The organism is Streptomyces sp. S465 (assembly GCF_026898115.1).
GTDB classification, from domain to species: Bacteria; Actinomycetota; Actinomycetes; order Streptomycetales; family Streptomycetaceae; genus Streptomyces; species Streptomyces luomodiensis.
Window position 1 is genome coordinate 9,395,762 of the sequence record NZ_CP114036.1, and the last position, 13,873, is coordinate 9,409,634.

Sequence of the window (13,873 nt, forward strand, 5' to 3'; positions counted from 1 at the left end):
TGCATACCGAGCTGCGCCCCGGGCCCGACCCGGCTCCCGACGACCCGTCCCTCGACGACCTGTTCGCATACGTCGACAGCGAACTCGGCCCGGAAGCGGAGTGATCCCGATGCCCACCCCCAACGAGCAGAAGCTCGCCGCCTACCTCAAGCGGGTCACCGAGGAGCTGCGGCGTACCCGGGACCGCCTCGCCGAACGGGAGTCCGGTGACGACGATCCGATCGCCGTGGTGTCGATGGCCTGCCGGTACCCGGGCGGTGTCCGCACCCCGGAGGACCTGTGGCGGCTCGTCCGCGACGGGGGCGACGCGATCGGCGACTTCCCCGACGACCGCGGCTGGGACCTGGCCGACCTCGCCGCCCGCTGCGACACCACGCGCGGTGGATTCCTCGACGGCGCGGGCGACTTCGACGCCGCGCTCTTCGGCATGACGCCCCGCGAGGCGCTGGCGACCGACCCGCAGCAGCGCCTGCTCCTCGAAGTCGCCTGGGAAGCGGTCGAGCGCGCGGGCATCGACCCGGCCGCACTGCGCGCCACCCCCACCGGTGTGTTCGCCGGCTTCGCCGGCCAGACCTACACCGACATGGACACCGGCCCGGACGAGCTGCGCGGATACCTGCTCGCCGGCAGCGCGGCCAGCGTGGCCTCCGGCCGCGTCGCCTACACCCTCGGCCTGCACGGCCCGGCGATCACCGTGGACACCGCCTGCTCCTCCTCGCTGGTCGCCCTGCACCTCGCCGCTCAGGCCCTGCGCAACGGCGACTGCACGCTCGCGCTCGTCGGCGGCGTCACCGTCATGTCCGCCCCCGGCGCCTGGATCGAGTTCTCGCGCCAGCAGGGTCTCGCGGTCGACGGTCGGTGCAAGTCGTACGGGGCGGGCGCGGACGGTACGGGCTGGTCCGAGGGCGTGGGCGTGCTGCTGGTGGAGAAGTTGTCGGATGCGCGTCGGCTCGGGCATCCGGTGGTGGGTGTGGTGCGTGGTTCGGCGCTGAACCAGGACGGTGCCTCCAATGGGTTGACGGCTCCGTCGGGCCCCGCTCAGGAGCGGGTGATCCGGGCGGCGTGGGCGGACGCGGGAATCAGCGGCGCGGATGTCGACGTGGTGGAGGGGCATGGGACCGGTACCCGGCTCGGCGACCCCATCGAGGCGCAGGCGCTGCTGGCCACGTACGGCCGGGACCGCGGCGACCGGGGCCCGCTCTGGCTGGGCTCGCTGAAGTCCAACATCGGCCACACCTCCGCCGCCGCCGGGGTCGGCGGCGTCATCAAGATGCTGCTCGCCCTGCGGTACGGGGCCGTGCCGCGCACCCTGCACGCCGACGAGCCCACCACCGTCGTGGACTGGGCGGCCGGCGCCGTGCGGCTCGCCGTACACGAGCAGCCCTGGCCGCACGTGCCCGGCCGGGTGCGGCGGGCGGGGGTGTCGTCGTTCGGGATCAGCGGCACCAACGCACACGTGATCATCGAGGAGCCGCCCGCCGCCGACGCCGGGCCCGCGCCCGTTGTGGAGACGCCGCACACCGCCGTCCTGCCACTCGCCGTCACCGCCGCCACCCCCGGCGGGCTGCGCAACCAGCTGCACCGGCTGCGCGACCACCTCACCGCCGTCCCCGACGGCGCCCTGACCGATGTGGCGTACTCGCTCGCGACCACCCGCGCCGTCCTGCCGTACCGCGCGGTCGTGTCCGGCCGGTCGACGGCGGACCTGCTGCCCGGCCTGACCGCCGCCGCCGGCGACGCCCCCGAACCGGCGGCCCGCCGACGGCGGGTAGGTGTGGTGTTCTCGGGCCAGGGGGCACAGTGGGCGGGCATGGGCAGCGGCCTGTCGGCGGCGTTCCCGCTCTTCGCCCGGGTGTTCGCGGACGTGTGCGGCCGTTTCTCGCCGGAGCTCGCCGAAGCGGTCGCGACGGGGGAGGGGCTGGACCGCACCACGTTCGCGCAGCCGGCGCTGTTCGCCTACCAGGTGGCGCTGTTCCGGCTGGTGGAGTCCTGGGGGGTGCGGCCGTCGGTGGTGGCGGGGCACTCGGTGGGTGAGATCGCGGCGGCGCATGTGGCCGGGGTGCTGAGCCTGGACGACGCGGTGGCGCTGGTGGGCGAGCGGGCCCGGCTGATGCAGGAGTTGCCGGCGGGCGGGGTGATGGTGGCGGTGGCGGCGTCGGAGGAGCGGGTGCGCGCGCTGTTGACGGAGGAGGTGGCCGTCGCGGCGGTCAACGGGCCGGAGTCGGTGGTGGTCTCGGGTGCGGAGGCGGCGGTGGAGGCCGTGGTCGCGGGGCTGGGGGACGTACGGCACCGGCGGCTGCGGGTGTCGCACGCCTTCCACTCGCCCCTGATGGACCCGATGCTCGACGCCTTCGGCGCGGTGGTGCGCGAGCTGCGCCTCGCCGCACCGGCCGTGCCGCTGGTCTCGGGCGTGACGGGGCGTATGGCGGGCCCGGAGGAGGTGACGGACCCGGGGTACTGGGTGCGGCATGTGCGCGAGCCGGTGCGGTTCGCGGACGCCGCGGCGGCGATGTCGGCGGCGGGGGTGGACACCTTCGTGGAGGTGGGCCCGGACGCGGTGCTGACGGGGATGCTGGCCGACCTGCCGGTGCCGGTGGCCGTGGCGCTGGGCCGCCGCGGAGGCGATGAGGCGGCGGTCGCGGTGACCGGCCTGGGCCGGCTGTTCGCGGCGGGTGTGCCGGTGGACTGGGAGGGCTTCTTCGCGGACCGCGGCGCGCGCCCGGCCGACCTGCCCACCTACGCCTTCGACCACCGCCGTTACTGGCAGGCCGCCCGGCGCGGCGCCGACCGCTCCGCGACCGGGCATCCGCTGCTCACCTCGGCCGTCGAGGACCCGGAGGGCGGGCGCGTCACGCTGACGGGGCGGCTGACCGGCGCCGGCACACCCGCGACGGTCTGGGTCGAGGCGGCTCTGCGCGCCGCCGACGAGGTCGACTGCACCACCGTGGAGACCCTCGCCGTCGACGCCGTCCCACCCGCGCGCGGAGGGCTCCAGCTCCAGGTCACGGTAGCGGCGCCGGGCGCCGACGGCCGCCGCGACCTGCGCGTCCACGCCCGCCCCTCGGAGGGTGGCGCGTGGACCCGGTACGCCCACGGCACCCTCAGCCCGACGCCGGCCGTACCACCCCCGGCCGTACCGCCCCCGGCCGCGGACGGCGCGTGCACCGTGGACGGCGACGACGCGGAGCGCTACATCCTCCACCCTGGGCTGCTGTCCGCCGCGATCGGCCACCGGCCCGTGCTCCGCTGGCGGGGCGTGCGCGTCTACACCGCGGGCGCGGACGCGGCACGCGTCGCACCCGCCCCGCCCGGCGGGCCCGGCCTGCTGCTCACCGACGCGGCCGGGCGAGTGATCGCCGCCGCGGACGAGGTCACCTACGGCGATCCACCCCCGGTGCTCCCGGCGGACGGCCTCCACCGGCTCGTGTGGACCCCGTTGGTCCTGCCCGCCGCCGAAGGGCCCGTCCCGCCGGGTACGCACGTGGCTGCCACGGATCCGCTGCACCGCGTGCTCGACGTGGCCCAGCGCAGTCTCGCCGACGGGCCCCCCGGCACCCCCCTCGCCGTTGTCACCCGCGGCGCGGTGGCGGTGGACGGGCAGGCGCCGTCCGACGCGGCCCCCGTCTGGGGCCTGCTGCGCTCCGCCCAGTCCGAGCACCCCGGCCGGTTCCTGCTGGTCGACGTGGACGAGTCCGCCACCGAGGTCCCGCCGTCGCTCCTGGCCGCCGTCGCCGCCTCCGGCGAGCCGCAGGTGGCCGTGCGCGGCAGCCGGGTCCTGGTGCCCCGGCTCGCCCCCGCCGCGGCGCCCACCGGGACGCCGCACTGGCCCACCGACGGCACCGTGCTGATCACCGGTGGCACCGGCGCGCTGGGCGCCGAGGTGGCCCGCCACCTGGCGGCCCGGCACGGCGTACGGCACCTGACGCTGACCAGCCGCAGCGGCCTGCGCGCCGCCGGCGCCGCGTCCCTGGTCGAGGAACTGGCCGCGCTGGGCGCCCACGCCACCGTCGAAACCTGCGACGTCGGCGACCGGGCGGCACTCGCCGCCGTCCTGGAGCGGATACCCGCCGACCGGCCGCTGCGCGCGGTCGTGCACGCAGCCGGCGTCCTGGACGACGGTGCGTTCACCGCGCTCACCCCGCAGCGCCTGGAGACGGTCCTGCGCCCCAAGGCCGACGCGGCCCGGCACCTGGACGAGCTGACACGCGGTCACGACCTCACCGCGTTCGTGCTCTTCTCCTCCGTCGCCGGGACCTTCGGCGGCCCCGGGCAGGCCAACTACGCCGCCGCCAACACCGCGCTCGACGCCCTCGCCCAGCGCCGGGCCGCCGCCGGGCTGCCTGCCGTCTCGGTGGCGTGGGGGCCGTGGACGGTGGCGGACGGGGGCATGTCGGCGGCGGCCGACCTGCGCAGGGTCGCCAGGGAAGGCTTCAGGACGATCTCCGCCGAGCACGGCATGGCCATGCTGGACGCCGCGGTCGCCGCCGCGGCCCCCCTGGTGGTGGCCTGCCCGATCGACCTGGACACGGTCCGCGGGCAGGTTCCGGTCCCGCCCCTGCTGCGCGGACTGGCCCGCCGCGGCGCCCGCCACCCGGCGGGGGAGTCGGCATCACCCATGGCGCTCGCCGACGAACTGGCCGCCCTGCCGCCCGCCGAGCGCCGGGCGCGCGTCCTGCACCTGGTACGGGCCCGGACCGCCCACCTCCTGGGCCTGACCGGCCCGGACGCCGTGCGCGCCGACGCGTCCTTCCCCGAGCTGGGCTTCGACTCGCTCAGCTCCGTCCAGCTGCGCAACCAGCTCGACGCCGCCTCCGGGCTACGGCTGCCACCCGGCCTGATCTTCGACCACCCGACCCCGCGGTCCGTCGCCGACCGGCTGCTGCGCGACCTCCAGCCCGCCGCACCCGACGGCGAAGCACCCGCCGGCGGAGGCCGGACGACGGACGACTTCGCCGCCGACACGGTCCTCCCCGACGACATCCGGCCCGCCACCACCACCGTCGAGGCCGTGGCCGACCCCGGCGAGGTCCTGCTCACCGGCGCCACCGGCTTCGTCGGCGCGTTCCTGCTGCGCGACCTGATGCGTACCACCCGCGCCAGAGTGCGCTGCCTGGTCCGCGGCACCGACCGGGACGACGCACTGCGCCGTCTGGCGGACAACATGCGCTGGTACGAGGTGTGGGACGAGGTCGACACCGGCCGCCTCGACGTGGTCGTCGGCGACCTCGCCAGGGACCGGCTGGGCCTGACGGCGGAACAGTTCGACGACCTTGCCCGGTCGGTCGATCTGATCCTCCACGCGGGCGCCCACGTCAACTGGCTCCAGCCGTACGCCCAGCTGAAGGCCGCCAACGTCGGGGGCACCGCGGAACTGCTGCGCCTCGCGGCCCGCCACCGCACCGTCCCGCTGCACCACATCTCCACCACCGGCGTGTTCGCCCGGCCGGTCACCCCCGGCGTTCCGCTGCGCCCCGACGACCCGACCGGGCCGCCCGAGGAGCTGCGGACCGGCTACACCCAGAGCAAGTGGGTGGCCGAGCAACTGCTCGGCCAGGCCCGCGAACGGGGGCTGCCGGTCACCGTCCACCGGGTCGACCTGGTCTCCGGCGACCAGCGGCGCGGCGCCTGCCAGACCCGCGACTTCGTGTGGCTGAGCGTCAAGGGCATGGTGCAGGCCCGCGCCGTCCCCGCCGGCCTCGGCGGCAGTTTCCACCTCGTGCCGGTGGACTACGTCAGCGCCGCCGTGCTCGCCCTGGCCCGGCGGCCCGACACCGCGGGCCGCACCTTCCACCTGTCCGGCCGGACCCCGGTCGGCTTCGCCGACATCGTGGCGCACCTGCGGTCCTTCGGCCACGAGCTGACCGAGCTCGACCGCGCGGCCTGGCACGACAAGATCGTCGCCGACCGCGGCAACGCGCTGCTGCCCCTGCTCGAATCGTTCGAGGCCGTCTCCGGCCCCGGCGCCACCGACGTGTACCTCGCCATGGACAGCTCCGCCACCGACGCGGCGCTCGCGGACACCGGCATCGTCCGGCCCGAGCCCACCCGGGAGCTGTTCCGCCAGTACGACGAGTTCTTCACCCGCACCGGCTACTTCCCCCGGTGATCCCTTCCACTTCCCCGGTGCAACCGGCTGCTTCCCGCAGTAGGAGATGACAGACCATGCTCACACCCACCCGACGGCGGACCGGACTGCGCGATGTGTCCCTCGACGGACACGACCTCGCCGTCGAGGACATCGTCACCCTCGCCCGGCGCCCGGGCACCCGGACCGTCGCCCTGTCCCCCGAGGCGGCCGCGCGGATCGCGGCGTCCAACGCGATGAAGCACACCCTGATCGAAGCCGGCACCCCGATCTACGGGGTGACCTCCGGATTCGGCGACAGCAGCGCCCGGCAGATATCCCAGCGCAAGACCGACCACCTCCAGGACAACCTGGTCCGCTTCCTGTCCGCGGGCACCGGCCCGCTGGCCCAGGACGACGTCGTACGGGCCACCATGGCGGTCCGCGCCAACTGCCTCGCCCGCGGTGTCTCCGGAGTGAGGCCCGAGCTGATCACCGCGCTGATCGACATGCTCAACGCGGACATCCTGCCCCGTATCCCGGAGCGTGGCTCGGTCGGCGCCAGCGGCGACCTGGTGCCGCTGAGCTACCTCGCCGCCGCCCTGACCGGGCGCGGCACGGTGCGGCACGCGGGCGAGGACAAGCCCGCGGCACAGGCCCTCGCCGAGTGCGGCCTGACCCCGGTGACCCTGGAGGCCAAGGAGGGCCTCGCCCTGGTCAACGGGACCTCCTTCATGTCCGGCTTCGCCGTCCTCGCGCTGCACGACGCCCGGGAGCTGGCCTTCGCCGCCGACCTGTGCACCGCGCTGACCAGCCAGGTGCTGCTCGGCAACCCCTCGCACTTCGCCCCCTTCCTGTTCGAGGCCAAGCCGCACGACGGCATGGTCGCCAGTGCCGCCGCCATCCGGGCGATGCTCACCGGCGACACCATGCCCGACCCGCTGCTGCGCAGGCCCGACGGCGACTTCGGCGAGCTGGAACGCCCCATCCAGGACCACTACTCGGTACGCTGCGCCCCGCATGTCACCGGCGTCCTGCGCGACACCGCCGACTGGGCGCACCGGTGGCTGACCGTCGAGGTCAATTCCGCCAACGACAACCCCCTGTTCGACGTGGCCGCCGGCACCGTGCGCAACGGCGGCAACTTCTACGGCGGCCACGTCGCCCAGGCCATGGACGCACTGAAGACCGCCGTCGCCAGTGTCGGCGACCTGCTGGACCGGCAGCTGGAACTGATCGTCGACGAGAAGTTCAACAACGGCCTCACGCCCAACCTCATCCCGCGGCTGGGTCCCGACGCGTTCGAGGCCGGCCTGTTCCACGGGTTCAAGGGCATGCAGATCACCGCCTCGTCGCTGGCCGCGGAAGCCTTGAAGTGGACCATGCCGGCCGCCTCGTTCTCCCGCTCGACGGAGGCGCACAACCAGGACAAGGTGAGCATGGGCACCATCGCCGCCCGTGACGCCCGCTCGGTCGTCGAACTGGTCCAGCGCGTCGCGGCCGCCCACCTCATCGCCCTGTGCCAGGCGGCCGACCTGCGCGGCCTGGACGTCCTCAGCGCGCCGACCCGTACGGCGTACGACGCGGTGCGCGGCCTCAGCGCGTTCCTGGACCGCGACCGGCCGCTGGACACCGACATCGAACGCGTCGCCACGCTGATCGCCTCCGGCGAGCTGCGTACACGGGTCGAGCTCGACCTTCAGAAGCGGGGCGCGGAGACCGGCGAGGCGGCCCGGTGAACGCGCCCGTGGCGCCGTACGCAGAGGTGTCCTGCGAGGAACGCCCCGACGGCAGCCGGATCCTGCGTGTCGGCGAGGGGCTGAAGGACCATCCGCCCACGCTCGCCCACGCGCTGCGCCACTGGGCCGCCGCCGAGCCGGACCGGGTCCTCGCGGCCGAGCGCGACGGCGAGGGCTGGCGCACCCTGACCTATGGCGCCGCCGCCGAGGCCGCCGCCGCCCTCGGCCAGGCGTACCTGGACCGGGGGTGCGGCCCCGGTGCCCCGGTCCTGCTGCTGTCCGGCAACTCCCTGGACCACCTGCTGCTGACCCTCGCCTGCCACCTCACCGGCGTACCGGCCGCACCGGTCAGCGTGGCCTACTCGCTGCGCAGCACCGACCTGGCACGGCTGCGCTCGCTCGCCGCCCTGGTCCGCCCCGGGGCGGTGTACGCCGAGGACGGCGAGCTCTTCCGCCGCGCCCTGGTGGCGGCCGCCGACGCGGCCGGCACCTCGCCCGCGACCCTCGTCTCGCGGCGGCCGGGTGCGGGGGATGTGACCGTCGACGCCCTGCGTCGCACCGCCGTCACCGGCGCGGTGCGGCGCGCGCAGGACGCGCTGACGCCGGACACCGTCGCGAAGATCCTGTTCACCTCGGGCTCCACGGGCACCCCCAAGGGAGTGCTCAACACCCACCGGATGCTGTGCGCCAACCAGCAGATGCTCCGGCAGATCTGGCCGTTCCTGGCCGACGAGCCGCCCGTACTGACCGACTGGCTGCCGTGGAGCCACACCTTCGGCGGCAACCACAACCTGAACCTGGCGCTGTGCAACGGCGGCAGCCTCTTCATCGACGACGGGACACCGCTGCCCGACGCGTTCCCCCGCACCCTCGACGCGCTGCGCCGGATGCCGCCCACCGTCGTCGTCAACGTACCGGCCGGATATACCCAGCTCGCCCAGGCGCTGGAGAGCGACCCCGGCCTCGCCCGGCGCGTGCTGTCGCGCGCGCGGATCATCCTCTACGCCGGGGCCGACCTGCCGGACGCGCTGCGGCGGCGGCTGCGGGCCGTCGCCCGTGCGGCGACCGGCCGCGACATCCCCGTGGTGTCCTCGTGGGGCGCCACCGAGACCGGGCCCGCGGCGACCTCCACCTGGGGCGGGGTGCGCGACGGCATCGGCATTCCGCTGCCCGGCGTGGAGCTGAAGCTCGCCCCGGCCGGCGGCCGGGCCGAGATCCGGGTACGCGGCGCCTCGGTCACCCCCGCCTACCTGGGCGCCGAGGTCTCCGACGCGCTCGACGAGGACGGCTACTACCGCACCGGCGACGCGGCCCGGCTGCTCGACCCCGGCGGCGACGCCCGCCGCGGGATCGCCTTCGACGGTCGGATAGCCGAGGACTTCAAGCTCGCCACCGGCACCTGGGTCGCCGCCGGCCGGCTGCGCAACGCGCTGCTGTCGGCCGCCGGGGTGCTTTCCGACGCCGTCCTCGTCGGCGGCGACCGGCCCTATGTCGCCGCCATCGCCTGGCCGGCGCTGGGCCGGGCCAACGAACTGCTCGGCACCGACGCCGCCGACACCGCGGAACTGCTCGGCGACGACGGCCTGCGCGACCACCTCGCCGCCGCCCTGGCCGCGCTCAACGCGGGCAAGGGCGCCGCCTCGAGCGTCGCCCGGCTGGCCCTGGTGGCCGAGCCGCCGAGCATCGACAACGGCGAGATCACCGACAAGGGCTACCTCAACCAGCGCGCCGTGGCCGAGCGCCGCGCCGAGGTGGTCGACCTGCTCTACGCCGAGCCCCCGGACCCGGCGCGCGTGGTCACCGCGGGGGACCGGCCGGGTGCGGCGGCGTCCGGTCGGTGAGCCGGGCTCGGGGGGTGCTGTGCGGAGGTGGCCGGTCTGCTGTGCCGCAGTGGGCGGTCACCGTCCGGCGCCGGCCGGGAACAGTGGCGTCCCCTCCGTGAGTGCGGCCCTGGGCTCCGGACCGGGCCCCGTCCGGGCCGCGTCGCGCAGCCGCTGTACCACGGAGCCCAGCCGCAGCAGTTCGGGCGCCACCGGGCGGAGCGATCCGCCCGGTGTCCGGGAGCGGCCCTCCCAGCGTGCCACGGCGGCATGCTTGGCGGCCCGCTGGGCCTGTGGGAGCCGTGCGTAGGCCACCTCGCGCAGCAGCGGCTGCCGGAAGGTGAAGCTGCCGGTGGTGCCGGCGTCCGCGGGAGCGGCCGGTGCCGCAGTGGGCGGTCACCGTCCGGCGCCGGCCGGGAATAGCGGCGTCCCCTCCGTGAGTGCGGCCCTGGGCTCCGGGCCGGGCCCCGTCCGGGCCGCGTCGCGCAGCCGCTGTACCACGGAGCCCAGCCGCAGCAGTTCGGGCGCCACCGGGCGGAGCGATCCGCCCGGTGTCCGGGAGCGGCCCTCCCAGCGTGCCACGGCGGCATGCTTGGCGGCCCGCTGGGCCTGTGGGAGCCGTGCGTAGGCCACCTCGCGCAGCAGCGGCTGCCGGAAGGTGAAGCTGCCGGTGGTGCCGGCGTCCGCGGGAGCGGCCATGAGCACTCCGCGGCGGACGAGTTCACCGAGCGCGTCGGCCACGTCGCCGGCGTCGGACTGCCGTTGGTCCCGCAGCGCCGCGACGTCCTCCGGGCGGACGGCCTCGCCGAGCACGGCGGCGTCCTGCGCGACCGCCTTGAGGTCGGTCGGCAGCGCGTCCAGCTGGGCCGCCAGTGCCCGGCCGACCGCCGACGGCAGCATGTCGTGCGCCGCCTCCGGCCGCTCGGCCGGGGCCGCGTCCGCCGCTGCCGTGTCCGGGCTGACGCGCCGCAGCGCCATCCGGGTCAGCTCCGCCGCGAACATCGGGTTGCCGTCGGCCAGCGCCGTCACCACCTCGACCAGCTCGGCCACCGGCCCGGGTGGCCGGTCCCGCCCTCCGCCCGCTTCGAGGACGGTACGCGTCAACTCGGCGACGACGGTGTCGGGCAGCCGCGTCAGCTCGACGGTGACGTTCACCGCCGACTCCCAGGCGGGGCGCCGCAGGAACAGCTCGGGACGGGCCGCGGCCACCACCTTCAGCCGGGCCGGACCCTCCTGGCCCAGCAGCGGGCCGACGAGCCCGAGCACGGACTCGTCCGCCGCGTGCAGATCGTCGATGACCACGACCACGGTGCGCTCCGCGGCCAGCCGCTCCAGCAGCGTGCACCAGGCCGCGACCACCTCCTCGGGACCGGCGGCCTGCTCCTGGTGCGTCACCTGCCCGAGCGGTACCAGCAGCCGCTCGAAGAGCCGTCGCGCCTCGTCGGCGTTTGCCGCCGCCCGCTCGACCATCGCCCACAGCTTCGCCCGCGCCGTCCCGGGCGGGTCCCACGACCCGATGCCACAACACGACGACAGCTCCGCGGCGAGGACGCGCAGGGCGCTGTCGTCCACCGTGCACGGCAGCAGATGCGCCAGCAGGGGCCGCGTCGCCGGGTCGCGCCCGGCGGTCTGCCGCTCGAACTCCTCGAGCACCGCGCTCTTGCCCATGCCGGGGCCGCCCACCACCAGCGCGACCCGCCGCTCCACCGCGTCGGTGTCGAGCAGGTCCGTCAGGGCCCGTACGCAGTCGGCACGCCCCAGCAGCGGCAGCCGCGGGCCGCGCACGGTGGCGCACCGGACGCCCTGTACCGTCCACATGGCCGCGTGGACGCGGGCGCGCTGATAGCCGATCAGGTTGTCGGTCTGTCCGCGGGTGTCCTCGCTGACCCACACCTCGTCCAGGGGGACGAGCGGAAGCAGCGACTGCGGCCGGTCCAGCGCCGCGCTGGTCACCGTCGGCGGTCCGGCACCGTCGCGGCCGTAGCGCACCAGGGCCTCGCCGGTGTCAACGGCGGCGCGCAGGCGCAGCGGGTGCGCGTTCCGCGCGCGGATCCGGTGGCGTACGGCGAGCACCATCAGCACCGCGCGCATGGCGTCGTTGTCGTGGCTGCGCCCGGCGCCGAAGACGACGAGCCAGCAGCAGCCGAGCTTCGCCGCCACGATGCCGTCGAAACGATGCGCCTCGGTCACGACGACCTCGTGCACGGCCTCCATCGCCATGTCCACGTGCTCCGGGTCACCGCCGCCCGGAACCGCCGGGCAGACCGCGTTGATCAGCGCGACGCTGACCTCCTTGCGCTCCGGCACGAGCCCGGCGGACTCCACCGCGTCCGGCGCGGGGGAGGCGGCGTCGGCCGCGGCCGACGGCTGCGGCGGTGCCGGACGCACCTGGAGGGTGCCGGGCAGCGGCGTGTAGTGGAGTGCCGTGTCGTGGGTGAGGATCGCCTGGTGGAGCTCCTGGAGTTCCCGGCTCGGATCCAGACCGAGCTGGTCGGCCAGCTCGGCGCGGTGCGCCCGGTAGACATCCAGGGCGTCGGACTGCCGCCCGCTGCGGTGCAGCGAGAGCATGAGCTGCCCGGTCAGCCGCTCGCGCCGCGGCTCGGACCGACGCAGTGTCAACAGCTCGGGGAGGACCGCGCTGTGCCGGCCCAGGGCCAGCTCGGCGTCGTAGTACTCCTCCAGCACGTCCAGCCGGGTGTCCGCGGACACTTTCAGCTCCGGCCAGGCCACCCCGGCCTCGGCCAGGTCGGCCAGCAGGGGCCCGCGCCACAGGGCGAGCGCCTGGCGCCACAGCCGGGACGCCTCCGCCACTCCGCCGTCCCGCATCCGGGCCCGCCCCTCCGCCACCAGCTCGTGGAACCGGTACAGGTCGACGGCCTGGGGATCCACCCGCAGCAGATAGCCGGGCGGGCGCGACTGGAGCGATATGTCCTCCTGCTCGGCGTGCTCCTCGTGCAGGTGCAGCAGCTTGCGCAGCCGCCACACCGCGTTCTGGACCATCTTGCGGGCCGAGGCGGGCGAGGGCCCGTCCCACAGTGCCGAGATCAGCTGGCTGGTGGCCGTCACCCGGTTGGGGTGCAGCAGCAGATAGCCCAGGACGGTGCGCTGCTTGATGCCGCCGAGCGGCAGCGGCACGCCGTTCCTCAGTACTTCCAGCGGTCCCAGCACGTGAAACCGCAGCTCTCCCGCGGTCGCGGCGGGTCTCATGCGGCCAGCCGGAGTACCGCGCCGGGCGCCGTCAGCTCGGGGTCGTGCGCGAGTACGTACTGCTCCAGATCGCGCAGTCGGGGGCCCGGCCCGGTCCCGAACCGCTCCGCCAGCACCGACCGGGTGCGGCGATAGACCTCCAGCGCGTCGGTCTGCCGGCCGGTCCGGTACAGCGCCACCATGTGCAGTCGGCACAGCCGCTCCCGGACGGGCTCGGCATCCGCCGCGAGCCCCAGTTCCGCGACCACCTCGCGGTGGCGGCCCAGCATCAGGTCGGCGACGATCCGGTCCTCCAGCGCCTTCCACCGGGCCTCGCGCACCACCGCCAGTTCAGGCCACTCGATACCGGCCTCGACCAGGTCGGCCAGCACCTCCCCGCGCCACAGCCCCAGCGCCTCGCGGAGCGTACGGGCGGCCGCCTCCCAGGACCGGTCGGCCAGTTCCCTGGCGCCGCGTTCCAGGAGCAGGTGGTGCCTGCCGAGGTCGATGTGCTCGGGCGGGATGCGCAGGATGTACCCCCGGCCCTCCGTGCGGAGTGCGACCGGAGCATCGCCGGACCGATGATGCGTCAGGAACGCCTTGCGTAGGCCTGATAAAGCGTTCTGAACGCTCTTCCGGGCCGTTGTCGGCTCATTTGCGCCCCACAGGGCACCAATGAGCCGCTGGGTGCTCACGGAGTTGTTCGGATGGAGTAGGAGGAAAGCGAGGACAGTCCGCTGGCGGAGTCCTCCGAGGGGCACGCCCTTGCCATGGTGATTCGCCGTCAGTGGGCCCAACACGCTGAAACGCATGAAACTCCCCGCTTGGCCGCGCTTATTCTGCGTCCTACATTAGCTGGCTTGTCCGGGCTTCCAGGATGGCCAAGTGAATGGGCTAAATCACACCGCGTCAATCCTGTGATCGGGAATTCGGGGAACTGCGCGCGCGAGTCGCTGCCGACACCTGGCTTTCGATCAGCCGCGCCCACAGCGGGCGACGTGGGTCTTCGGCGCGGCGGGTGCTCCTTCGACGATGACGGGGCGCGGCCGAGGGCAACGGCGGGA

6 protein-coding genes are annotated in these 13,873 nt (G+C 75.1%); 3 read left to right on the top strand and 3 right to left on the bottom strand.

Going from position 1 to position 13,873, the window contains the following annotated elements:
• Positions 1-103: 103 nt before the first annotated feature.
• From N6H00_RS39365 to N6H00_RS39375, 3 genes are read left to right on the top strand one after another with little or no spacing between them, the layout of a single operon-like run.
• A complete protein-coding gene (locus N6H00_RS39365; RefSeq protein ID WP_443073265.1) occupies positions 104-6,106 on the top strand; it encodes a thioester reductase domain-containing protein in 6,003 nt (2,000 codons plus the stop codon).
• Between the two features lie 56 nt (positions 6,107-6,162).
• The gene (locus tag N6H00_RS39370) at positions 6,163-7,803 is read left to right on the top strand and encodes an HAL/PAL/TAL family ammonia-lyase (RefSeq protein WP_268976705.1); all 1,641 of its coding nucleotides are present in this window, start codon (positions 6,163-6,165) and stop codon (positions 7,801-7,803) included.
• The gene (locus N6H00_RS39375; RefSeq protein ID WP_268976706.1) at positions 7,800-9,644 is read left to right on the top strand and encodes an AMP-binding protein; all 1,845 of its coding nucleotides are present in this window, start codon (positions 7,800-7,802) and stop codon (positions 9,642-9,644) included. Before N6H00_RS39370 ends, N6H00_RS39375 begins: the two co-directional genes overlap by 4 nt.
• 57 nt (positions 9,645-9,701) lie before the next feature.
• Here the strand turns inward: N6H00_RS39375 and N6H00_RS39380 are convergent, their stop codons facing one another.
• From N6H00_RS39380 to N6H00_RS39390, 3 genes are all read right to left on the bottom strand, one after another.
• Positions 9,702-9,887 (bottom strand): hypothetical protein, encoded by a 186-nt coding sequence (locus N6H00_RS39380; RefSeq protein WP_268976707.1) that lies wholly within the window; start codon positions 9,885-9,887, stop codon positions 9,702-9,704.
• 132 nt (positions 9,888-10,019) lie between these two features.
• Complete coding sequence (locus tag N6H00_RS39385) at positions 10,020-12,830, bottom strand: BTAD domain-containing putative transcriptional regulator (protein WP_268976708.1); 2,811 nt, start codon at positions 12,828-12,830, stop codon at positions 10,020-10,022.
• The gene (locus N6H00_RS39390; protein WP_268976709.1) at positions 12,827-13,621 is read right to left on the bottom strand and encodes an AfsR/SARP family transcriptional regulator; all 795 of its coding nucleotides are present in this window, start codon (positions 13,619-13,621) and stop codon (positions 12,827-12,829) included. Before N6H00_RS39390 ends, N6H00_RS39385 begins: the two co-directional genes overlap by 4 nt.
• Between the last annotated feature and the right edge of the window lie 252 nt (positions 13,622-13,873).